This is a genomic window from Actinoplanes sp. NPDC051537, from assembly GCF_055586105.1.
Genome location: NZ_JBVJIU010000003.1, coordinates 593,002 through 613,551, shown reverse-complemented (window position 1 = coordinate 613,551; position 20,550 = coordinate 593,002). Strand labels below are relative to the sequence as shown.

The 20,550-nt window shown below is 71.0% G+C and carries 19 protein-coding genes; 6 read left to right on the top strand and 13 right to left on the bottom strand.

The window, feature by feature from the left end:
* The 5 genes from ACZ6TB_RS09705 to ACZ6TB_RS09685 form a co-directional block, all read right to left on the bottom strand.
* The coding region (locus ACZ6TB_RS09705; protein WP_465552515.1) for a trypsin-like peptidase domain-containing protein at positions 1–2,562 on the bottom strand (2,562 nt) is incomplete at its 3' end.
* Between the two features lie 2 nt (positions 2,563–2,564).
* Positions 2,565–2,876, bottom strand: a complete 312-nt coding sequence (locus ACZ6TB_RS09700) for a trypco2 family protein (RefSeq protein WP_465552513.1) — start codon at positions 2,874–2,876, stop codon at positions 2,565–2,567.
* Positions 2,877–3,043: 167 nt separating this feature from the next.
* The gene (locus tag ACZ6TB_RS09695; protein ID WP_465552511.1) at positions 3,044–4,075 is read right to left on the bottom strand and encodes a lysylphosphatidylglycerol synthase transmembrane domain-containing protein; all 1,032 of its coding nucleotides are present in this window, start codon (positions 4,073–4,075) and stop codon (positions 3,044–3,046) included.
* A gap of 48 nt (positions 4,076–4,123) precedes the next feature.
* Positions 4,124–4,636, bottom strand: a complete 513-nt coding sequence (locus ACZ6TB_RS09690; RefSeq protein ID WP_465552509.1) for a hypothetical protein — start codon at positions 4,634–4,636, stop codon at positions 4,124–4,126.
* 97 nt (positions 4,637–4,733) lie between these two features.
* The gene (locus tag ACZ6TB_RS09685) at positions 4,734–5,633 is read right to left on the bottom strand and encodes a glycoside hydrolase family 16 protein (RefSeq protein ID WP_465552507.1); all 900 of its coding nucleotides are present in this window, start codon (positions 5,631–5,633) and stop codon (positions 4,734–4,736) included.
* 132 nt (positions 5,634–5,765) lie between these two features.
* Between ACZ6TB_RS09685 and ACZ6TB_RS09680 the strand changes: the two genes are divergently transcribed.
* The gene (locus tag ACZ6TB_RS09680; RefSeq protein ID WP_465552505.1) at positions 5,766–6,779 is read left to right on the top strand and encodes a hypothetical protein; all 1,014 of its coding nucleotides are present in this window, start codon (positions 5,766–5,768) and stop codon (positions 6,777–6,779) included.
* A gap of 4 nt (positions 6,780–6,783) precedes the next feature.
* On the opposite strand, the gene ACZ6TB_RS09675 is transcribed toward ACZ6TB_RS09680, so the two are convergent.
* The 3 genes from ACZ6TB_RS09675 to ACZ6TB_RS09665 are packed head-to-tail and all read right to left on the bottom strand — an operon-like array spanning position 6,784 to position 7,873.
* The gene (locus tag ACZ6TB_RS09675) at positions 6,784–7,212 is read right to left on the bottom strand and encodes an SHOCT-like domain-containing protein (RefSeq protein ID WP_465552503.1); all 429 of its coding nucleotides are present in this window, start codon (positions 7,210–7,212) and stop codon (positions 6,784–6,786) included.
* A 17-nt stretch (positions 7,213–7,229) separates the two neighbouring features.
* Positions 7,230–7,487, bottom strand: coding sequence for a hypothetical protein (locus ACZ6TB_RS09670; protein WP_465552502.1), 258 nt, complete (start codon positions 7,485–7,487; stop codon positions 7,230–7,232).
* Entirely contained in the window at positions 7,487–7,873 is a 387-nt protein-coding gene (locus ACZ6TB_RS09665) for a DUF2089 family protein (RefSeq protein ID WP_465552500.1), read from the bottom strand. The genes ACZ6TB_RS09670 and ACZ6TB_RS09665 overlap by 1 nt, the downstream gene beginning before the upstream one ends.
* Before the next feature lie 264 nt (positions 7,874–8,137).
* On the opposite strand from ACZ6TB_RS09665, the gene ACZ6TB_RS09660 reads away from it, so the two are divergent.
* Both ACZ6TB_RS09660 and ACZ6TB_RS09655 read left to right on the top strand, forming a co-directional pair.
* Complete coding sequence (locus ACZ6TB_RS09660) at positions 8,138–10,495, top strand: alpha-amylase family glycosyl hydrolase (RefSeq protein WP_465552498.1); 2,358 nt, start codon at positions 8,138–8,140, stop codon at positions 10,493–10,495.
* On the top strand, positions 10,476–12,266 hold the full coding sequence (locus tag ACZ6TB_RS09655; protein ID WP_465552496.1) for a carbohydrate-binding module family 20 domain-containing protein: 1,791 nt from the start codon (positions 10,476–10,478) through the stop codon (positions 12,264–12,266). The genes ACZ6TB_RS09660 and ACZ6TB_RS09655 overlap by 20 nt, the downstream gene beginning before the upstream one ends.
* A gap of 7 nt (positions 12,267–12,273) precedes the next feature.
* Here the strand turns inward: ACZ6TB_RS09655 and ACZ6TB_RS09650 are convergent, their stop codons facing one another.
* The 4 genes from ACZ6TB_RS09650 to ACZ6TB_RS09635 all read right to left on the bottom strand — a co-directional run bounded on the left by ACZ6TB_RS09650 (position 12,274) and on the right by ACZ6TB_RS09635 (position 16,301).
* Positions 12,274–13,461 (bottom strand): serpin family protein, encoded by a 1,188-nt coding sequence (locus ACZ6TB_RS09650; RefSeq protein ID WP_465552494.1) that lies wholly within the window; start codon positions 13,459–13,461, stop codon positions 12,274–12,276.
* Positions 13,462–14,433: 972 nt separating this feature from the next.
* Positions 14,434–15,117, bottom strand: coding sequence for a DUF998 domain-containing protein (locus tag ACZ6TB_RS09645; protein WP_465552492.1), 684 nt, complete (start codon positions 15,115–15,117; stop codon positions 14,434–14,436).
* 288 nt (positions 15,118–15,405) lie between these two features.
* The gene (locus ACZ6TB_RS09640; protein WP_465552491.1) at positions 15,406–15,852 is read right to left on the bottom strand and encodes a hypothetical protein; all 447 of its coding nucleotides are present in this window, start codon (positions 15,850–15,852) and stop codon (positions 15,406–15,408) included.
* On the bottom strand, positions 15,849–16,301 hold the full coding sequence (locus ACZ6TB_RS09635) for a hypothetical protein (RefSeq protein WP_465552489.1): 453 nt from the start codon (positions 16,299–16,301) through the stop codon (positions 15,849–15,851). The genes ACZ6TB_RS09640 and ACZ6TB_RS09635 overlap by 4 nt, the downstream gene beginning before the upstream one ends.
* 159 nt (positions 16,302–16,460) lie before the next feature.
* Here ACZ6TB_RS09635 and ACZ6TB_RS09630 point away from each other — a divergent pair, with 159 nt between their 5' ends.
* Genes ACZ6TB_RS09630 through ACZ6TB_RS09620 form a run of 3 tightly spaced genes read left to right on the top strand, consistent with a single transcriptional unit; the run spans position 16,461 to position 20,020 of the window.
* Positions 16,461–17,438, top strand: a complete 978-nt coding sequence (locus tag ACZ6TB_RS09630; protein WP_465552487.1) for an ABC transporter ATP-binding protein — start codon at positions 16,461–16,463, stop codon at positions 17,436–17,438.
* Complete coding sequence (locus tag ACZ6TB_RS09625) at positions 17,435–19,060, top strand: ABC transporter permease (protein ID WP_465552485.1); 1,626 nt, start codon at positions 17,435–17,437, stop codon at positions 19,058–19,060. The genes ACZ6TB_RS09630 and ACZ6TB_RS09625 overlap by 4 nt, the downstream gene beginning before the upstream one ends.
* A gap of 54 nt (positions 19,061–19,114) precedes the next feature.
* On the top strand, positions 19,115–20,020 hold the full coding sequence (locus ACZ6TB_RS09620) for an SMP-30/gluconolactonase/LRE family protein (protein WP_465552483.1): 906 nt from the start codon (positions 19,115–19,117) through the stop codon (positions 20,018–20,020).
* Here the strand turns inward: ACZ6TB_RS09620 and ACZ6TB_RS09615 are convergent.
* Entirely contained in the window at positions 20,017–20,463 is a 447-nt protein-coding gene (locus ACZ6TB_RS09615) for a hypothetical protein (RefSeq protein WP_465552481.1), read from the bottom strand. The genes ACZ6TB_RS09620 and ACZ6TB_RS09615 overlap by 4 nt on opposite strands.
* Positions 20,464–20,550: the final 87 nt, after the last annotated feature.

Sequence of the window (20,550 nt, the reverse complement as noted above, 5' to 3'; positions counted from 1 at the left end):
TTGGAGGACCCCCAAGACAGGAGGTGTTTTCTTCCCCCGGAACGCCCCCCTCCCCCCCCCTCCCTCCCCCCTCCCCCCCCCCCCCCCCCCCCCCCCCCCCCCGCCCCCCCCGAGGTACCTGCCGTCCCCCGACACGAGGACGCGCTCCAGCGTCGTGCGCGCCTCGTCCGCGAACCCGGCGGAGAGCTGTGCCCGGGCGACGGACACGATCGCCTCCGCGCGTGTGCCGCCGCCGCTGGGGTTGCTGCTCCACCGAAGGACGCCGTCCGGGCCGAGGACGGTCTTGTTCTCCTCGGTGATGGTGTCGGTCTCGGCCGCCGCCCGCGCCCGGCGGAAGGTCGCTGTCGCCTCCTCCGTCAGCCCGGCTGCGGCCTGCGCGCGAGCGACGGCGATCAGGGCCCGGGCGCGGTGGCTGGTGCCGGTGGTCGTCGTGACCGTCTCGGCCCCGGCCGGCTTGCCGGTCTCGTGGGTCGTGGTGGTCAGCGTCGTCGTCGGCGCGTGCTCGACGGCCGCGGCGGCCTGGCCGAGAGCACCGGCGGCGGCCGTCTCCCCCGCCGCGATCTGCGCCTCCGCGATCACGGCGAGCGCCTCCGCCCGCTGCCAGGGATCGGTGATCGCCCGCGCCAGCCGGACCGCCTTCGCGGACTGGCCGTTGACCACCCAGATCGGCCACAGGTCGAGCGGCAGGTTCGCATTGCGCCGCTCGACCTCGGTCCGCCGCACCGCGAGCCGCATGGCGACGGCCAGATCGACGGGCGTGCGGCTCCGGTTGAGGGCCTCGGCGGCCCGGATCTCGCCGTACCGCTGGTCGTCGCTCCCGAGCTGCCGCAGCAGCCAGTCGTGGCGGCCGGCGTCGAGCGCGAGCCCGACCAGCCGATCCACGTCGCCGACGGCCTGGAGGAGCGCCGGGTAGCCGGCGACCAGGAACGGCGGTGTGTCCTCGCCCCAGCCGCGGCTTCCGTGGCCCTCCGCCCAGGCGCGCAGGCGGCGCAGGTACTCCCGGGCGAGCAGTTCGCCGAGGTGCTCGTTGTCGCGGATCAGCCCGGGCAGGGTGTCGTGCGACAGCAGGTAGACCGGGTCACTCTCGGCGCCACCGGAACGATCCCGGCGGGTGCTGCGCCGCAGCGGTCCCTGCAGCACGGCGGTGACGGCGCCGGGGGCGCGGCCGGTCAGCGAGGCGAGATCGGTGACGGCGAGCCCGCCGCCGGCGGCGGCCAGGAACCCGACGACGTCGCGACCGAGCCCTTCGCCGGTGGTCACCTCGTCGATCTCCGCGATCGCCGCGTTCCTGATGTCGGTGGCCCAGCGCGAGACGGGCAGAACACGGGGCGCCGTGGTCCGGAAGGGATGGGTGTCGTCCGCGATCGCCCGCAGCACCTTCGGATAGGGGCGGGTCGCAACGATCACATGCAGGCCCGGCACCGACCGGGGCAGTAGCGACGTGATCGACCGCAGGCCGGGCTGCCCGTTCAGGGCCGCGTCCTCGTCCAGGCCGTCCACCAGGAGCACGAGGCGCCGTCGCCGGGCGGTCGCGTCGTCCAGGAGTCGCAGGTACCGTCCCTCCTCGTCGGCGACACCGGCGTTCCCGGGCTCGGCGAGCAGCGCCTCGAGCTGGCGGGTCACCGACGCCAGATAGCTCCGGGAGTCGCGGCGGGCCGCGTTGCGGTTGTTGACGAAGAACGAGACCACGTCGACACCGCCCGGTGGCTCCGCCGCGAACGCTGTCATCAGCGCCGTCTTGCCCGACCAGGCGTCCGCGTGCCAGACGAAGTAGCCACCCTCGCCGGCGCAGAATCGGATCATCTCATCGAGCTCGGCGCCCCGGCCCCGGACACCGCCGACCGGCAATTCCTCGAGCGCCGCCCGCCGATGGTCGAGCAGCACGCCGTGCAGGTGAGCCGCCATCGACGCGTCGGCGAGAGGCCCGGTCATCTCGCCGGGCAGGAGCGCGACACGGCTCGCGACCAGCCGGCCCGGATGCTGGGGATCCGCGTCCTCGATGATCACTCCGACCAGCGCGTCGTTGACGAACACCGGCGCCCCGGACATCCCCTCCCACGGCGACCGGCCCGGCCCGCCGCCGGGCGGCGGGACGTATCCCGCATCGATCAGGAAGGTCAGGGTCCCGCTACGCCGCCCGGTCAGCGTCGCCACCTCGCCCGGCACCTGCGCGCTGTCCCGGAACGGATGCCCGGCGTCCGGCACCGGGAGCACGGGCCTCCGGAGCTGGTGGCGCGGGTAGCCGACCGCCGTCGCGCTCAGGACGGCCGGACGGTCGCCGAGGCTGCCGTACGTGGGCGGCGGCGTGTCACCGGGCGGACTGTCGAGGTGGACGAGCGCGACGTCGTGGCCGAGTACCTCCCACCTCCGCGCCGTCGCCGTCCATTCGCCGTCCTCGCCCGCCGCGAAGCGCACCGTCACGGAGACCGCGGACTCCAGCACGTGCGCCGCCGTGAGAACGGCGGACGCGGTGACCCGGTAGCCGGATCCGCGCCGCGCCGGCCGGTCCGGGCCGCGATCGCACCGGATCTGGGCGACCCGCCCGTAGTCGAGGCCGGCCACGCTCAGTCCTCGTTCTCGACCGCCTCACCGGCGATCTGGAGAGGGCGGGCGGGATCCTTGCGGTCGCGGGGAGTCAGGCTGAGCTTGATGCGCTGTGTGGTGCCGCGGGAGAGCGTCGCGCCGGCCCCGGCGTCGACGACCCAGAACTTGACCCCGGCCTTGGCGTCGGCGCTCTTCTGCGCCTGCACGGTCACCTCGATCTCGGCGGCGCCGGCCTCGAAGCTGATCGCCGAGCCCTGACCCTCCTCCCACGCCTGCGCGAGCTCCTCGCGCAGGCCGCGGATCAGCGTCGACAGCTCGAGGCGGTCATCCATGCGCGTGGCCCTTTCGTTCGCCCGGAGGCACCGATCGGACGGCGCCGATCGGACGGCGCCGATCAGACGGCGCCAATCAGACGGCGCCAATCAGACGGCGCCAATCAGACGGCGCCAATCATGGGCCACGGCGACGACCGGGACTGTCCGGTGGCCGACACTGACCGTCAGCGCGCGGGGCGGCGGAGAACCAGGGCCGCCGCGCCGCCCGCCGGCAGCAGCAGCCAGCAGGAGATCAGCCGATAGATGAGGACGGCGGCCGCGGCGGTCACGGCCGTCGCGCCGGCCGCGGTCAGGCCCGCGACCAGCGCCGTGTCGACCACGCCGACGCCGCCCGGGGTCAGCGGGACCTGGCGGACGATCTGGACGCCGAGGTAGATGCCGGCCAGCGTGACGACGCCGATCGGCAGGCCCACCGCGCGGCAGGTGGCGGCCAGGCAGAGCAGGTCGGTCAGCCAGTTCACGGCGAAGAACAGCACGGCCGCGGTCCAGTCGCGGGCGCGCAGGGCGGCGCCCGCCTGCCAGGCCTCGTGGGCCGAGGCGAGCGTCGCGCGGACCCAGCGGATCACCCGGCCGTCGCGCTGGAGCAGCGACGTGCGGAACGTGGGCATGCGGCGGCCGAGCAGCACCGCGGCGGCGGTCAGCAGGGCCAGGCCGGCGACCACGGCCAGCGGGCGAGGGCTCAGCAGCAGGGCCGGGTCGGTGCCGAGCACGGCCAGGCCGCCGGTCACGTAGAGGACCGTGAGGCCGCCGATCGAGGTCAGGCCGGAGACGATCATCGAGGCGGCGGCGAGCTCCTTGGCGACGCCGGCGCGCTGGTACTCGCGGACCGCGTAGCCGGCCGAGACGGCGGCGCCGGCCGGCATCGAGATGGAGATGGCGGTGCGGGCCAGCGTCACCGCCGCGGCCCGGCGAGCCGTCAGCCGTACGCCCAAAGCCCCCACCAACGCCCGCTGCTGCCACGCGAAGGCCCCCAGCGAGACACCCTGCAGCGCGATCGCGGCCGTGACCCACCAGTAGTCCGCGCCGATCAGCGCCCGGACGAACTCCCGCGGGTCGGGCAGCCGCCCCCACAGGCCGACCGCGGCCAGCACCACGCCGACGCCGAACAGCAGCGGCAGGCGCAGCCGCCGCCACCAGCCACGGCGCGCCGGCTGAGCGGCCGGCGAGGGCCGCAGCGCGGAGCGGGTAGGTGCCACGCCGCGATCCTGGCAAACATGGTCAACCGCGGGCTACCCCGTGTGACATCAGTCGCCGGAGAAACCCCAGAAATACAGCTCGGCGGGCTGGCCGTCCTCGTCGTGCAGCACGGCCACGCGCCCGATGCCGGGAAAGCGAGCCAGCGGCACGATCGCCTCGACGTGGTCGCGGGTGAGCTTCGTGTTGCCGGCCGCCTGGTACGCCTCGGCCTCGGTCACCGGCACGATCACGCCGTAGTCGGGGTTGCCGTGCTCCTTCACGAGCGCCATGTACTCCTCGAACGTCTCGTACGCGTACGGGAGATAGCCGTAGTTCGGGGTTTCGTCGTCGGCCAGCACCCGGTACATGTCGAGGACCGAGTGGGTGCCCTGGAGGCGTACCACCTCCTCGGCCCACAGCTCGTCCTCGGTGGCCGGGCGCGAGGGGTCGTCGGCCGCGTTCTTGCCGCTGACCGCCCAGAAGAACTCGCCGGCCTCGAAGACCAGCTGACGAAGGGTCACGAAGGCGACGTATCGGTCGTCCTGGTAGGGCATGTAGTAGTCCCACCCCGAAGCGCCCACGCATCCTCCCTCGTTGATCTTCTGCCGCGACACGGCCGCGACACAATAGCCGGGGGCGAGGCGCGTCCGCCCCGGTCCCCCGGCTATTTCTTGATGATCAGGTTCGGCAGCGGCCGGTCATGCCGACCGTGTCGCTGAAGGCGCGGTGCGATGCCCGATATGAGGCGGCCGTCGCGGACACCTGCGCCGGCGAGAGCACCTGGTTCTCCGCGAACAGGACATAATCCACCTGCTGGAGGTACGTCGAGAGCCCGCCCGTGTGCGCGACGGTGTCGATGAACCACAGGTTCCAGTTGATCGTCATCGTCTGGCGCGGGTAGAACTTCCCGGAGTGGTCGCCGACCCGCACGCCGTCGACGAAGTAGATCATGTGCCCGTTCGCGACCTGGGCGACCAGCGTGTGCCAGCCGTCGTAGCTCCGCCGCTCCTCGGAGTGCACGTTGTCGGCGTACCAGGGCTTGTTCCGGTACGTGTACCAGCTGGTCTGGTGGTTGATCGGCCCCGCCTTGCCCCAGCCGCCGTTCGGCAGGTACTCCGCGATGTCCAGCTCCGAGTAGGTCGGGTCGAGGTCCCCGTTCAACGGGCTGATCGTGAAGAACGTCTGGTTGACGTGGTCGCCGTCGTTGCCGGCGGCCGGCGCGTCGGTGAACCGGATGCGGCCGGCGTAGGTGCCGCCGAGGAACCGCTTCCGCGTCGAGGAGAGCGCCGCCTGCCTGGTGCCGCCGGCGGTGCCGTCGGTCGATGCGGTGAGCTGCAGGACCCGGTCGCCGCCGGACGACGGGCCGGACGACGGGAAGGTGATGCCGCTCGCCGACCAGGTCGCGCCGGGCACGCCCGGCCCGCCCGAATGGGTGCGCGGCGTCCAGCCGTGCCGGGTCAGGGCCGGATCGGACGACGACACGTAGTGGAAATCGTCGAAGAGATAGCCGCAGTGAGCCGCGGACGCGGCGGGTCCCGAGGAGACAAGGGCCGCCGTGAAGAGCGCCGTCAAGATCACCCAGCCGAACATAGCCGCCGTACGCGGCCGTTCCCCTTGAATAGACAAAGGCGAACACAAGGGACAGCGAGGGCGACGGTTTCGTTCTAGGGTGACGGCCGAGAATAGCTGTATGTGAAAGGAACCTCACCCATGCGGCGCCGTGCCCCCGTCTTCGCCCTGTTCTTCCTCAGCCCACTTCTCGGCGAGTACTTCTCGGGAACCACGCTGCCCATCGTCCTGATCTTCCTGATCGTGCCGTTCGCGCTGTTCTACGGCAGCGGCGCCCTCCTCATCCGCGAGGTGACCCGCCGGACCGGCCGGGGCTGGCCGACGATCATCGTGCTCGGGCTCGCGTTCGGCGTCCTCGAGGAGGGCCTGGTCACGCAGTCGCTGTTCAACCCCGACTACCTCGCCCAGGACCTGCACCTGCTCGACCCCGGCTACATCGCGGCGCTCGGCATCGGCAGCCTGTGGACGGTGTTCGTGCTGGGCGGCCACATGTTCTGGAGCATCGCCGCCCCGATCGAGATCGTCGAGGAGTCGACACGGAACCGCCGCACCACGCCCTGGCTCGGCCGGACCGGCCTGATCGTGATCTCGGTGCTGTTCGTGCTCGGCTGCGGGATGTCGTTCGCGATCACCAAGGCCGAGGACGCCGACGCCCCCTTCTCGGCCTCGCCGGCCCAGATCGCCGGCAGCGCCGCGATCACGGTGCTCCTGGTGATCGTCGCGTTCCTGCTGCCGCACGGTGGCCGCCGCCCGGTGGCGGCCCGGGCGCCCTCCGCCTGGCTGGTCCTCGCCGCCACCGTGGTCGCCGGCATCGGCTGGGGCCTGCTCGCCGGCGCCAGCGCCCTCCCGTCGTGGCCGGCCTCGATCACGATCGCACTGGCCTGCCTGGTCGTCCTGGCCGTCCTCGTGGCCCGCTGGTCCCGCCGGGACGGCTGGGGCCGGTGGCACCGCCTCGCCCTGGCCGCGGGCGCGCTCGCGACCTCCGGCTGGCACGCGTTCGCCATGGAGTACTCGAAGCCGCCCGTGATCGACGCCGTGAGCCGCACGATCTACCTGCTCGGCGCCGCCGCAATCCTGGGGCTGGCGGTCCGCAAGATCCGCCGCGACGACCCGGCCCCGGCCGCCCAGCCGCTGGACGCCGGGGCCGCGGCCTGAGGCGTCACTCGCAGAAGACCTGCACCTTGGCGCCGGGGTCGTCGACGTCGATGGTGACCTCGTCGAGCTGCTCGATGAGCTCCTCGAGGTCCTCCGGCTTGAGCCGCGCGAGATCGATCGGCACCCCCGACTTGCCGAGCTCGGCGTTCACCTTGGTGAGCGCCTGCGGCGGGATCAGGCTGGTGAGCCGCACCCCGGCCCGCAGCAGCTGCAGCGGGACCCGCACGTTGATCTTGCTCGGGCCGTCGCTGCCCGGATCCTCGGCGTTCACCACCACGCGCAGGAACCGCGGCCGGCCCTTGGCCGGGACCACATCCGGCGGCGGGGGCTCGGGCCGTTCCCGCTCGAGCGCGTCGATGAGCCGCTCGGCCTCGTCCGCGGTGATCTTTCCTTCGGCCAGCATCTCCAGGATCTGGCGGCGCTGCTCGTCCATGACCGCTCCTTCTCGACTCAATGAACCCTGATGTGCACGGCCGTCCGGCCGTCCTCGATGGAGAACCGGGCGCCCGGCAACGCCCACAGCACCCGCCCCGCGCCGGCCAGCGCCCCCACCGGATCGACCCGGTAGACGACGCAGGCGACCAGCCCGCCGGCCACGGCGAGCACCAGCACCGGTGACAGCACCAGCAGCACCGGAAGCACCGGAATCCAAAGCCGCCGCCGGCCCCCGTCGCGCCGGCGGTGGCACACGGTGACCAACTGCGGCATCACCGTGCGTTCTTCAGCTCGGCCAGCGCCTCCTGGACGCTGAGCTCCCCCCGCTGGAGACGGTCGATGACGTCGGCGCCCGCCGGCGCCGGCCCGGCGACATCAGCCTCCGCGCCGCCGAGATCCTCCGCGAAGGCGAACTGCCCGGCGATCCGGTTCAGCCGCGCCTTGATCGTCGGGTAGCTCACCCCGAAGAGCCGCTCCATCTCCTTGATCGAGCCGTGCGCGCGGACGAACGCGGCCACGAAGACCTGATCGCCGAGCCCGAGCTGCGCCAGCTGCGGCGGCTCGAACTGCCCCTCGATCGCCACCCCGTTGCCGAGCCGGACCCGCTCGACCGTGAACGGCTGCCCGTTCGTCAGGTCCGTCAGCTCCTGCCAGTCCATCCGGCTCCTCCCATCGCGTTCTTAAGTTCTATCTCAACTTTCTTAAGGCAACAAGCCTGGCCGATTAAATTTTTCAAGCCGATCATGAAGTGGCGCAAACATCGAGAAACTTCTTTGCAACATTCATGGAAGCTCTTCCAATCGATGCAAGTCGTTGCTAGCGTCACGACCAAATATGAACGCGGCATTACGTCCGTGTCACCGGCTTTGCCCCGCAATCCGTCCTGCGATCGCAACGCCCCCGAGGTCGTTGGAGGAACCCCCGTGCCCCGAAAGTGGCTCACCGCCGTCCTCGCGGCGCTCGCCGCCATCCCCCTGCTGGTCGCGCCGGCCGACGCCGCGGCGGCGAACACCGTGACCGTCTACTACAAGCCGCCGGCCGCGTGGGCGACCGTCAACATCCACTACGCGCCGAACGGCGGCTCGTGGACCACCGTCCCGGGGGTGGCCATGGCCGCCGCGTCCTGCGTCGGCTGGTATCGCAAGGACATCGACCTCGGCGCCGCGACCGGCATGCAGACGACGTTCACCAACGGCTCGGGCACCTGGGACAACAACAACGGGGCCAACTACCGGGTCGGCGCCGGCATCGTCACCATCACCGGCGGCGTGGTGAGCGCGGCCGACCCCTGCGGCGCGACGCCGACGGCCTCTCCCACCACCGCGCCCCCGATGCCGGCCACCAGCGGCGAGATGCTCGGCGGCGACCCCCGCAAGGAGAGCATCTACTTCGTGCTCACCGCCCGGTTCTACGACGGGGACACGGCGAACGACCGCGGCGGCAGCCAGGACGTCTCGTCCGGCAACGCGGCCAACCACGACCCGATGTTCCGGGGCGACTTCGCGGGGCTCATCGACAAGCTCGACTACATCAAGGGGCTCGGCTTCTCGGCCATCTGGATCACGCCGGTGGTGCTGAACCGGTCCGACTACGACTACCACGGGTACCACGGCTGGGACTTCTACCGGGTCGACACCCGGCTCGAGACGCCCGGCTCGACCTACCAGGACCTGATCGACAAGGCCCACGGCAAGGGCCTGAAGATCTACCAGGACGTCGTCTACAACCACAGCTCCCGGTGGGGCGCCAACGGCCTGTTCGTGCCCACGGTGTGGGGCGCGAAGGACGGCCAGTGGGACTGGCTCTACAGCACCAAGGTGGACGGCCAGAAGTACGACCCGATGGTCGAGAACAGCGCCGGCCGCCCCTACAACGGCGATCTGTGGAGCACGGCGGAGCCGGCCGGGAACACCTGCCGGAACTGGGGTACGCCCAACGGCACGTACAGCCCCCAGGGATATGCCAACCACAACTGCCAGTGGCCGTCGCCGACCAGCGGGATGTTCCCCGCGTCGCTCTACCACCAGTGCTGGATCGGCAACTGGGAGGGCGAGGACTCGCGATCGTGCTGGCTCGCCGACGACCTGGCCGATCTCGACACGGAGAACCCGGTCGTCCAGAAGTACCTGATCGACGCCTACAACCGGTACATCGACATGGGTGTCGACGGCTTCCGCATCGACACCGCCGTGCACATCCCCCGGGTCACCTGGAACCGCCGCTTCCTGCCGGCGATGCAGCAGCACCTGGTCCAGAAGTACGGCGCGGCCAAGGCCTCGGACTTCTACGTCTTCGGCGAGGTCGGCGCGTTCGTCAACGACAAGTGGAACCGCGGGTCGGTCAACCACTCGGCGCAGTTCTACACCTGGAAGGAGCGGCGGTCGTACGCGGATGACGACACCACCGCCGCGCGGGAGCAGTACGACTACGAGGAGCAGCTCGGCACCGGCAACCAGCCCACCAGCGCCAACGCGTTCCTGGCCGGCAACGCGTACCACGTACCGGATCGCAGTCAGTTCTCCGGCATGAACATCATCGACATGCGGATGCACATGAACTTCTCGGACGCCGGCAACGCGTTCCGCAACGGGAAGGACTCCGACGACTCGGTCAACGACGCCACCTACAACGCGGTCTACGTCGACTCGCACGACTACGGGCCGAACAAGTCGTCGTTCCGCTACACCGGCGGCACCGACGCCTGGGCCGAGAACATGTCGCTGATGTGGACGTTCCGCGGCATCCCCACGCTCTACTACGGCTCGGAGATCGAGTTCCAGGCCGGCAAGCAGATCGACTGTGGCCCGTCCTGCCCGCTCGCCACCACCGGCCGCGCCTACTACGGCGACCACGTCGGGGGATCGGTGACGGCGACGGACTACGGCGTGGTCGGCGCCGCGAGCGGTGCGGTCGCCACCACGCTGGCCCAGCCGCTGGTCAAGCACCTCCAGCGGCTCAACCAGATCCGGCGGGCCGTTCCGGCCCTGCAGATGGGCCAGTACTCGACCGACGGCGTCAGCGGCGACATCGCCTACAAGCGGCGCTACACCGCCGGCTCGGTCGACAGCTTCGCGCTGGTGACGGTGTCGAACAGTGCCACCTTCACCGGAGTTCCGAACGGCACGTACACCGACGCCGTATCCGGAGACGTCAAGACCGTCACCAACGGCGCGCTGACCGCGTCCGTCACCACCAAGGGCGACTTGCGGGTGTACGTGCTCGCCCTGCCAGGCAACCCCGCTCCCGGAAAGGTAGGGGCCGATGGGCCTTATCTCCGCTAACCCTCGCCGCTGGGCGATCCCCGGCGTCCTGATCCTGCTCACCGCGCTGATCACGGTCGCGATCGGCCGGCCGCACCAGGCCGACGCCAAGGCCGACGCGAACCCGGGTGCGCGCGACGTCATCGTGCACCTCTTCGAGTGGCCGTGGGCGTCGGTTGCCGCCGAGTGCACCAACGTGCTCGGGCCCAAGGGCTTCGGCGGCGTGCAGGTGTCGCCGCCGCAGGAGCACGTCGTGCTGCCCGGCTCCGGCTACCCGTGGTGGCAGGACTACCAGCCGGTCAGCTACCAGCTGGTCACCCGGCGCGGCGACCGGACGGCGTTCGCGAACATGGTCAAGGCCTGCCACACCGCGGGCGTGAAGATCTACGTCGACGCGGTGATCAACCACATGGCCGGCGGCGGGTCCACCGGCACCGGCAGCGCGGGCTCGACGTACAGCCACTACTCGTACCCGGCGGTCGCTTACGGCAGCAACGACTTCCATCACTGCGGGCGCAACGGCAACGACGACATCGTCAACTGGGCCGACCGCTGGGAGGTGCAGAACTGCGAGCTGGTCGATCTCTCCGATCTGGCGACGGAGTCCTCCTACGTACGCGGAAAGATCGCCGGCTACCTCAACGACCTGATCTCGCTCGGCGTCGACGGGTTCCGGGTCGACGCGGCCAAGCACGTGCCGGTGGCCGACCTCCAGGCCATCTACGGGCAGCTCGGCGGCTCGCCGTACATCTTCCAGGAGACGATCGAGGGCGGCGCCGGCGAGATCAGCCCGACCGAGTACACCGGCGTCGGCGACGTCACCGAATTCCGCTACGGCGACGTGGTCGGCAATGCTTTCCGCAACGCGAGCCTGTCCGGGCTGCAGAACCTGCCGGGCCAGATGCTGGTCGGCAGCGGGGACGCGGTCGCCTTCATCGACAACCACGACACCCAGCGCAACGGGCGGGCGAAGCTGACGTACAAGGACGGTGTTTCGTATGCCCTGGCCGAGGCGTTCATGCTCGCCTATCCGTACGGCACGCCCTCGGTGATGTCGAGCTTCACCTTCAGCAACGCCGACGCCGGGCCGCCGGCCTCGTCGAACGGCACCACGTCGGCGGTCAACTGCTCGTCCGGCTGGGCGTGCGAGCACCGGTGGCGGAGCACGGCGAACATGGTGGGGTTCCACAACGCCGCGTACGGGACGGCGCTGACCAACTGGTGGTCGAACGGCGGGAGCCAGATCGCCTTCGGGCGCGGCTCCACCGCGTACGCCGCCTTCAATCGTGATGGAGGCACGCTGAGCCGGACCTTCTCGACCAGCCTGCCCGCCGGCACCTATTGCGATGTCGCGAACGGCGACTACTCGGGCGGGACCTGCACCGGCGCGACCTACACGGTGAGCTCGTCGGGCACGTTCACGGCGTCGCTCCCGGCGAACTCGATGCTGGCGCTGCACGTGAACGCGCGCACCACCGGCACGTCGTCACCGGGCTCGTGCACGTCGGTGACGGTGTCGTTCGGGGTGAACGCGACCACGGTCTGGGGCGAGAACGTCTTCGTCCTCGGCAACACGGCCGCGCTGAGCAACTGGAACACCAGCGGCGGCCTGGCCCTCTCGTCGGCGTCCTATCCGGTGTGGACCGGTTCGGTGGCGCTGCCGAAGAACACGACGATCGAGTACAAGTACGTCAAGAAGAACGGTTCCGCGGTGACCTGGGAGTCGGGCTCGAACCGGACCCTGATCACCGGTTCCGCCTGCACCCAGTCGGTCACCGACACCTGGCACTGATCTGTTTCTACGACCGCGGATCGGCGACGGCTCCCAGGAAGAGGATCGCGCCGGTCCGCGAGTCGGAGATGGTGAACGCGAACGGCCGGTCGACGACGAACGACGTGCCGCCGACCCGGGCCGACATGGCCATCGCGCCGCCGGTGACCGCGGCCGCCTCGGTGCCCTTCTCGTCGACCTTGATGTAGGTCTTGTGCACGACCGCGGCCAGCCGCGGGTCCGACGCCGACATGCTGGAGAAGCCGGTGGTGGGCAGGCCCATCTTCTCGAGCGGCTCGAGCAGCGGCGACGACCAGCGCAGCTCGAAGCGGGGCAGCGCGACCTCGTCCATCTCGTCGTCGCCGAGGGCTTTCGTCGCCGCCCGCCACTCGCCGGCGTCGAGGTGCTTCAGCAGGCCGGCCAGCGTGTTGTCCGCGTCCGGCAGGAGGATCTCCATCCCGTACCGGCCCTTCTCCCCGTACGGCAGGCGCAGCATCCGGTAGCCGTCGCGTTCGGCGTACCCGAAGGTCGCGTTGCTCATGTGCATGGTCGGCACGGTCACGCTGCCGGTCGGCGTCGTGAACGGGTCGGGCCGGGTGAAGCCCTCGTCGAACTGCGTCGTCCACCTGCCGAGGAAGTAGACGGCGTTGAGCAGCACGAGCGCCATCTGCGGGTCGGGCAGCCCGAGATCTCCCGCGATGCGGTCGATGCGCCCCTCGGTGTTCTCCGACGCCCAGTCATCGATCTTCCGTGCCGTGCGTTCGTCGCCGAGGTCTGCCTTCTCCACGGTGGCGCCGAACGTCTTGCGCACAAAGTCCCGATATTCGTCCTGGAGCGGCACGCCGGCCCACAGCGCATCGGCAACGGACAGCTTCACGTCCCCCGTGTCGGCGAGCGCCCGCAACATCGCCCCGACGCGAACGTCCCGGCGCTGATCGAGATGCAGCACGGCGGCCATCCGCGTAGCCGTGTCCCCATCGGCGCCGGCCAGAACCAAGGCAAGCAGCACGGAAACCGACAGCGGCGACATGATCGTGTTGCGGTCCCCCACCGCAACCTGCTTGAACAGATCAAACCCGAACGCGTCGACCGCCGTCGCCACCGCCTCCGCATCACCGGCCTCAAGCCGACTTACAAGCTCCGCGTCGATCCGCGCCGCGTCGCCGGGCACGGCCTTCCCGCAGGCGGCCAGCATGAGGGCACCGATCACAAGCACCACGAGACTCTTGGGCGTACGCACGAAGCTTGGACTCCCGGTTCTCGCGTCCGGTTCCCAGTTGCCCGCACGGCTTCCCTGTCGCCCGCACGATCGAGGGCAGCCCGCCATGCCCGGCAACCACCGCCCGGACCTTCGCCCGCCACCCCGTGGCCGCCGATCCTCGCCAATCGCCGCCACCGACTCCCGATCCGCAATTCGAGCTCGCCATCCGCGATTTGCGGATTATCGTCCCGCCCCGCCCGGGTTTCGCCGACAAGGCGCATTTCCCCGCAACCGGAAACCCGATTCGGAGGAGCCCGCGGCGCCGAGGTTGTCGCTTGCCGCAGCCGGTCTCTTGAATTCCGAAGATGCTCCCCCGAAATCCCAGCGACAAACACCGGTCCGCGCGGATCGCACAATACCGATCACGTCCGACCGTTCCCGCGACAAGCGCCGAGCGTCTCCGGCCGACCGCCCACCGAGGATCCGCCCGCGCTCCAGGCACGCCGCGGCCGCTCCGCGTGCTTCCGAGCCGATCCCCACAACCGACGACGCTCATGCTCCCGACGAAACTCATCCGTCGCGGGAGAATAGCGACGCGACGCACTCCGATCGCGCATCGCGGCCAATTCTGCCACCGTGAACAACCGCATCTGCCGCATGGCCAACTATCCCGCGGCCCGGCCCACTCACGTCAGTAATCGATCATGCCAAACGGTATCGATCAGATACCTTCTCGGCCACGATCCGCTGGTCTGGAAATGGCAAATAGGCCTTCGCCGGTCGCGGCGTATCACGAAGCCGAGTCCGGAAATCGTGCGGGCCCCACGGCCGCAACTCGAGCGGCGCGCCGACCACACCCAGCCGCCGGCAGCGTTCGTGGAGCGCCGGCAGTTCGCCGAGATCGTCGAGCGCCCTTGTCGCCGTGGAGACTCTCGGCGCGAGCTTCGAGTAGTCCGCGGTGTGCCCTGCACCCGGAAGCCGAGCAGATCACGGTAGAACCCGACGCTCACGTCCAGGTCCTCGGCGAACAGGTCCATCCGAAGCCGCATTCGTCGATGACCTCGCTCCTCGCCCGCGGCCGGAAGCGTTCGGCCCGCCCTCGCCCGGGCTGTGCGGGACGCCCGCGATCAGGTAGCTGCCATAGGCGACCAGCCAGAGAACGATCGGATAGGCGTTCCAGCGCTCGATGCCGCCCTCACCCAGCCGGGCCACCGGTGCCCAGTCGATGAGGAGGATGCCGAGCGCGATGGCCACCAGCGAGATCGCCCCGAGCACGGTCCACAGTGCACGATACGGCTGCACGGTCGCGCGCGCGGCGAGGATGGCGGCGATGCCACCGGAGAAGAACGCCGTCATCGCGAACGCCGTGTGCGGGCCGGGGTGGGTGAGCGGGAAGACGCCCACACCCGACACACCGACGCCGAGCAGCGCGGTGCAGACGGCGGCCGCTCTCGGTCCGCCCGCCCGGTAGATGAGCCAGGCGCCGGCCATAATGAGCGCCCCGGTGACGAGCATGGTGACGTCGAAGACGGTTGCCGACGGCTGGGTGACGACGCTGCCCGGCGGCTCCGAGGCGCCGAGATGGCTGAGCGTGTCGGCGTGGGTCGTGTAGGGCCCGTCGAACAGGGCCTCGGCCGTGATGCTGCCCATCAGAACGCCGATGCCCGCCAAGGTCAGGCAAAGTCCGGCGAGCCGGGATCTGACGGTGAGAGCATCCACGCCTCGACCGTAGGCACACCGGCGCCCGCCCGGCGCGGGCCGAACGTCCCTTGTCCGCGGACGACGGCCCCGTCGCCGTCCCCGCGCAGTCGATCGCAGGAGCTGATCTCAGGGGCTCGGCAATTGCCGACGCCTTCAGCTCCGGTGGCGGACCTGCTCGCGGCGCCGTTCGGCCGGGACGCCCTCGCCGCGCTCGCGGCCACCCGGGTGTGACTCCCGCCGCCCGGACGGCCGGGGCGGTCAGACGACCGTGATGGTCACGGTGGTGAGCGAACCGCCGGGTACCGAGGGCGAGCTGGCCCAGCCCTGCAGACGGTAGGTGCCGGGCGTGTTCGCCACCAGCCGCAACGTGTACGACTGGGTCTCGGCCGGCCCGAGGAGGAGGAAACTGCACGTGGCCGAGCCCGCGACGCGGCAGAAACCGGTGCGGGGCGGAACGGAGCCGGTCACCGTGAAGCCGAGCCGCCGGATCCCGACCGTGACGGGATAGACCGGGGATGAGGTCAGGTTGGTCGCGGTCTGCGTCGCCGTGAACGGCGTACCGGCCGCGACCGTGGTCGCCGACGTGGTGAGCGCGCCGGTGAACGAGCCCGTCGCCGCCGACGCCGGACTTCGGATCCCGGCGAGAACGGCGAACGTGACCGCCAGGATCAGGGTCGCCCGCAGCAGAGCCGAACGCCTGCTCATCGGACGGTCAGCGTTCCGTACGCGAACGTGTCGTCGGTGGTGTACGTGATCCGGGCGTAGGCGCGGAATTGATCGGTGCCCGGCGCCGATGCCGACAGGTTCAGCGTGATGGCCGCGGTCGCACCGGGCGCCAGCGACTGGATCCCGCAGTAGATCAGGCGGTGCAGGTTTCGGGGCGTGCACCCGGGGGTGCCGTGCAAACCGGTGAAGACCTGGTTGGCGTAGTTGTAGTTGTCCAGGCCCAGCGAGGCCATGACCGGCGCCGGGCCCGTGTTGGTCGCCGTCGCGACCACCGTCACCTGACCACCCACGACGGTGACCGCCGGCGTGATGGTCAGCCCGGCCGCCACCGGTCCGGCCGCGGCGGCCGCGGATGCGGGCGAGGCCGTGCCGATGACCAGCATCATCATCGCCGCTGCCAGGGCGAGTCCGCTGCGCTTGACGTTCATGGAGTGCCTCCGATCCGGTGACCCGCGTACCGTAATGCCGAATTCTTGGAGATCTCCCATGAACCCGGCCGCGGCCGGAACACGGGTCCTAGGTCACCCGGCCGGGGACGTCCGGTCCCTCTCCCCCACGCCGCCATCGTGCTGAACTCGACTCGAGCGATGTCGAGGAAGAGCGGGAGCGATGTCGAGGAAGTGGTAGCCGTGACGACAGCTGTGACGATCACCGGTCTCGTCAAGAGCTTCGGCCCCGAGATCCGCGCTCTGGACCGCCTCGATCTCGAGGTGCGGACCGGCGAGGTGCACGGCTTCCTCGGGCCGAACGGCGCCGGGAAGACCACCACCATTCGTGTGCTGCTGGGGCTGCTCCGCGCCGACGCCGGCCACGTCGCGGTGCTGGGAGCCGATCCGTGGCGCGACGCGGTGGCGCTGCACCGGCGCCTGGCGTACGTGCCCGGTGAGGTGAACCTCTGGCCCAACCTCACCGGCGGCGAGGTGATCGACCTGCTCGGCGACCTGCGCGGCGGCCTCGACCAGGCGCGGCGGCGGGAGCTGCTCGAGCGTTTCCGGCTCGACCCGACGAAGAAGATCCGCGCCTACTCCAAGGGCAACCGGCAGAAGGTGGCCCTGGTCGCCGCGTTCTCCTCGGACGTCGAGCTCTACCTGCTCGACGAGCCCACGTCCGGCCTCGACCCGCTGATGGAGACCGTCTTCCAGGACGTGGTGCGGGAATCGCGTTCCGCGGGCCGCAGCGTTCTGCTCTCCAGCCACATCCTGTCCGAGGTGGAGGCGCTCTGCGACCGGGTCACGATCATCCGGGCCGGCCGGGCCGCCGAGAGCGGGACGTTCGACGAGCTACGCCATCTCACGCGCACGTCGATCGCGGTCGACACCGTCGCGTCGCCGGCGCCGGTGACGCGGTGGCCGGGTGTGCACGACGCCCGCGTGCGCGACGGCCACGCCGAGTTCACCGTCGACCCGGATCGGCTCAACGAGGTGCTCGAGCATCTAGTCGGCCTCCGGGTGCGGTCGATGATCACCTCGCCGCCCACGCTCGAGGAGCTGTTCAGGCGGCAGTACGGTCAGGATCCCGGGACGCCGGCCCCGGGCGGGGGCGACGAATTGGCGACCACGTCATGAACGGCTTCGCCGGCACGATGCGGCTGTCCCGGCTCGCGCTGCGGCGGGACCGGCTCACGCTGCCCGCGTGGATTCTCGGCACCTCCGGGTTCCTGGCGGCGACCACCGCCCTGTTCGAGAGCCAGTACACCGAGCACCCCGAGCTTCTCCAGCCGGACACCCGGATCGTCGTCGAGAACCCGGGGATGCGGGTGCTCGGGCTGGTGACCGGCCCCACGATCGGGGGCTACACCCTGCACCGGGACGCCCTCACCCTGGCCGTGCTCGCCGCCATGATGAGCGTGCTCGCCGTCGTCCGGCACACCCGGCAATCCGAGGAGCTCGGTCGCGAGGAGATGCTGCGTGCCGGCGTCGTCGGCCGTTACGCCTCGCCGGCCGCGGCCGTGCTCGTCACGCTGGCGGCGAACGTGGTGCTGGCCGCCATGCTTACGCTCGGCATGCTGATCGCGGGGCAGGCCGCGGCCGGATCTCTCGTCGCGGGCGCGTCGATCGCCGTAGTGGGCGTCGCCTTCACCGGCGTCGCCGCCGTGACCGCCCAGCTGTCGTCGACCACGCGGGGAGCGATCGGTCTTTCCGCCGCCGGTCTGAGCCTCGCGTTCGCGCTCGCGGCGATGGGCAACGTGCTCGGGACCGTCGATTCCGCCGCCCTGCGGGTCACCAGCGCCTGGCCCGCCTGGCTCTCCCCGATCGGCTGGGGTCAGCAGATGCGGCCGTTCGCGGACGACCGGTGGTGGCCGCTGGCTCCGGCGGCCCTGCTGACGGCGATCCTCTTCGGGCTGGCCATCGTCCTGGTCGGCCGGCGGGACGTGGGCCGGGGGCTGTGGCCGGAACGCAAGGGCGCCGCCCACGCGAGCCCGGCTCTGCTGAGCCCGGCCGGTCTCGTGTGGCGGCAGCAGCGTACGGCGCTGCTGGGTTGGGTGATCGGGATGTTCGGCTTCGGTCTGGTCTTCGGGACGCTCAGCGACCAGATCAAGGGCCTCGAGGGTGCGGCGACGAAGTGGTACGACGCCTTCGGCGGCGACGCCGGCCTGCTCGGCGCCTACTGGGCGTCGATGCTGCAGATCGCCGGGATGGCGGTGGCGATCTACGTGGTGACGCTCCTGCTCCGCCTGCATCACGACGAGACGCGGGGGACGCTCGAGCCGGTGCTCAGCACCGCCGTTTCCCGGCGTCGCTGGCTGGGCGCCCATGCCGTCAACTCGCTGGCCGGCGCCACGCTCCTCATGCTGGTCTTCGCGGTGGCCATGGGCGCCGCCGGCGGGCGGATGCTCGGCGGCACGGCGTCACTCCTTCGCGACCTGGTCGGCGCCACGTTCGTCCAGCTTCCCGCCATCGGCGTGCTCGGCGCCGCGGTCGTCGTGCTGGTCGTGTGGCTGCCGCGCTGGTCGGTCGGCCTGTCCTGGGCCTTGGTCGTGTTCGCGATCGCGGTCGGACCGATGTTCGGTCCCTCCCTCGGACTGCCGGCCCTGCTGCTGGATCTCTCGCCCTTCACCCACGTCCCCAACGCGCCGGCCGAAGGCACGAGCTCCGGCCCGATCATCGGCCTCTGCCTGTCGGCCGCGCTGCTCGCCACGGCCGGAGTCCGGCGGCTGGAACGCCGAGACCTCCGGTTGCCGGCCTGAGCCTCGGGCCATTGCCCGGTTGATGTGACGCGGTCCGCGGGTGGATAGTCGGGCATGGATATGCGCGTGATCAAGGTGCCCGGGTACGGCGCCGAGGATGTTGTGGTCGGGGCGGGCGGCGAGATCTACACCGGCACCGAGGACGGTGTCATTCATCGGATCGACCCCGACAGCGGTGCGGCCACCACCGTCGCCGGCACCGGGGGGCGGCCGCTCGGGATCGAGCTGATGCCGGACGGAAGGCTTCTCGTCTGCGACGCCCGCCGGGGGCTGCTCGCCGTCGACCCCGCGACCGGCGCCATCGAGGAGCTCGCCGGCGGCATGCGCTTCTGCAACAACGCGGCCGTCGCGGCGGACGGGACGATCTACTACTCGGACTCCTCGACCGTGCATCCCATCGACGAGTGGCGGGCCGAGGTCGTCGAGGTCACGCGGACCGGGCGGCTGCTGCGGCGCGACCCGGGCGGGGAGATCACCGTGCTCGAGGACGGGCTGGCGTTCGCCAACGGGGTGGCGCTCGCCGACGACTTCGTGGCCGTCGCCGAGACGGCCACGCGGACGGTCGTGCGGCACTGGCTCGGGGACGGACGGCGGGACTACCTGGTCGAGGACCTGCCGGGCTACCCCGACAACATCTCGCGGGGCAGCGACGGCCTCATCTGGGTGTCGATCGCCAGCCCCCGGGATCCGCTGGTCGAGCGGATCCAGCAGGGGCCGCTCTGGGTGCGCCGGGGGGTCACCCGGATCCCGCAGGGCATGCAGCCGGCACCCAAGCGGACCGTTCGCGTGCAGGCCTACGCCGCGGACGGCCGGCTCGTGCACGACCTCAGCGCGGAGGCGAACGGCTTCCACATGGTCACCGGCGTCCGCGAGCACGACGGCCGGGTCTGGCTCGGCAGCCTGCACGAGCCGGCCATCGCGGTGATTCCGAAGCCCAGGAGCGGTGATTCCGAAGCCTAGGAACAGTGGTGGTTGATCGGCGACAGCCACTGCTTGAGCGTCGGCCCGAGCAGCGTGCCGGCGTCCTGCTGGGTCTTGATCGCGGCGAAGACCGCGGCGTCGGAGGACTTGGCCTTCAGGGTGTCGGCGGTCGTCTTGCCGTCGGCCACGATCTGCGGGTCCGCGCTCTTCTCGGTCGCCGTCCGGATCGAGGCGGCGAACTCGCCGAGCTTCTGCTGGGCCGCCTTGCGATCGGTCGCGGCGCCACCCGCCGCGAACTTGGTGACGGACTCGGCGAACGGACCGATGTGCTTCGTGTACGCCTCGCCGACCGCCTCGCAGGCGGCCTTGGTGTCCGGGGCGACGCTCGCCGCGGTGCCGGCCGCCGCGGGCAGGCCGGTGCGGTCGGTGCCGCACGCCGCCAGCGGCAGGACGAACGCGAGAGCGAACAACGCACGACGCATTGAGAACCTCCTATGGTGGGAGCGCTCCCAAGCTATCGTGTGCCGACCCTGACAGTCCACCCGGCCCGGCGCGACAACTATCGGCTC

Bases quoted from the DNA above. Each gene is read 5' to 3' on its own strand.
- ACZ6TB_RS09700 (WP_465552513.1), bottom strand. From the start codon at position 2,876: ATGGATGACCGCCTCGAGCTGTCGACGCTGATCCGCGGCCTGCGCGAG.
- ACZ6TB_RS09680 (WP_465552505.1), top strand. From the start codon at position 5,766: ATGCGGCGCCGTGCCCCCGTCTTCGCCCTGTTCTTCCTCAGCCCACTT.
- ACZ6TB_RS09675 (WP_465552503.1), bottom strand. From the start codon at position 7,212: ATGGACGAGCAGCGCCGCCAGATCCTGGAGATGCTGGCCGAAGGAAAG.
- ACZ6TB_RS09670 (WP_465552502.1), bottom strand. From the start codon at position 7,487: ATGCCGCAGTTGGTCACCGTGTGCCACCGCCGGCGCGACGGGGGCCGG.
- ACZ6TB_RS09665 (WP_465552500.1), bottom strand. From the start codon at position 7,873: ATGGACTGGCAGGAGCTGACGGACCTGACGAACGGGCAGCCGTTCACG.
- ACZ6TB_RS09655 (WP_465552496.1), top strand. From the start codon at position 10,476: ATGGGCCTTATCTCCGCTAACCCTCGCCGCTGGGCGATCCCCGGCGTC.
- ACZ6TB_RS09640 (WP_465552491.1), bottom strand. From the start codon at position 15,852: ATGAGCAGGCGTTCGGCTCTGCTGCGGGCGACCCTGATCCTGGCGGTC.
- ACZ6TB_RS09635 (WP_465552489.1), bottom strand. From the start codon at position 16,301: ATGAACGTCAAGCGCAGCGGACTCGCCCTGGCAGCGGCGATGATGATG.
- ACZ6TB_RS09630 (WP_465552487.1), top strand. From the start codon at position 16,461: ATGTCGAGGAAGAGCGGGAGCGATGTCGAGGAAGTGGTAGCCGTGACG.
- ACZ6TB_RS09625 (WP_465552485.1), top strand. From the start codon at position 17,435: ATGAACGGCTTCGCCGGCACGATGCGGCTGTCCCGGCTCGCGCTGCGG.
- ACZ6TB_RS09620 (WP_465552483.1), top strand. From the start codon at position 19,115: ATGGATATGCGCGTGATCAAGGTGCCCGGGTACGGCGCCGAGGATGTT.
- ACZ6TB_RS09615 (WP_465552481.1), bottom strand. From the start codon at position 20,463: ATGCGTCGTGCGTTGTTCGCTCTCGCGTTCGTCCTGCCGCTGGCGGCG.